General features: G+C 66.6%; 1 protein-coding gene. It reads right to left on the reverse strand.

The features are described 5' to 3' along the window. On the reverse strand, positions 1-834 hold an 834-nt coding region (locus tag D3654_RS10155), incomplete at its 3' end, for a transposase (RefSeq protein WP_205571777.1). Positions 835-946: the final 112 nt, after the last annotated feature.

Here is a 946-nt window from a genome sequence, read left to right on the forward strand (position 1 = left end):
CTGTTGGGAAAGGTTCTGCCGTGCCTCGGTCACGGCCTGGTTGGCCAGTGAGACCAGGTGGAAATGATCGACCGCCACGGCGGTGCGCGGAAGCCACATCCGCAGAGCCTTGCGAAACGCGGCCGAGGGGTCGATCGCGACGACCTGGACACCGAGCCGCCATGCCAACGGCCGGGCGAAGAGCCAGTCCCCGACGCCCTTGTGGTCCCGGCCATCGACCATGCCCAGGACTTGGCCGGTATCCAGGTCCACGATCGTGGTCATCCACGGCTCATACCGGGTCCAGGCGCCCGATCCCGGGGCCTGGAAGTACCGAACGGAGCGGAAACGGTGCTCGTCGATACCCAGCATCCGCGGGCTGAGCCCGTCCACGTCAGGCAGCGTCAGCAGGCAGGCTTCGGTCAGTGCGGCCCGGACCATCCACCAGGACACGGCGAACGCGGCAGCGGTCTCGGACACGGCCCGGCCCGAACGGATCACCGCGTCGACGAGCTGATCCCGGAGCCGCGCGGTCGAACGGGCACGGGCAGGGACCTGGGCAGTGGATTCGAAGAACGACAACCGGTCACAGGCCGCTTCCTCGCAGTACCAGCGGTACTTGGACCACAGCACCTCAACGGCACCGGCGATGGGGATGTCCCGGATCCTCTGGACGCGCCGCTCCTTCCGCCGGGACGCCACGACGCCGCAGCTGGGACAGCCCGGTGGCTGGTCGGTCTCGACCATGACCTGACGCCGACCGTCGGCCAGGACGGTGGCAGAAATGACACGGTAGTCGGGCAGATTGAAAAGGCTGGTGGCAGCGTCAGCCGCCACCCCGGTAGGCTCGATCAAGGCTCGTGGTCCTGTTCCAGGTTGAATGCTTAGACACACTCATCCCAGCAGGGCCACGGGCCCCATCTTTATCTACGACACGGAATCATTTCCCTGCCAACCACGAAGAGCC

It is taken from the genome of Arthrobacter celericrescens (assembly GCF_003614925.1).
Lineage (GTDB): Bacteria > Actinomycetota > Actinomycetes > Actinomycetales > Micrococcaceae > Arthrobacter > Arthrobacter celericrescens.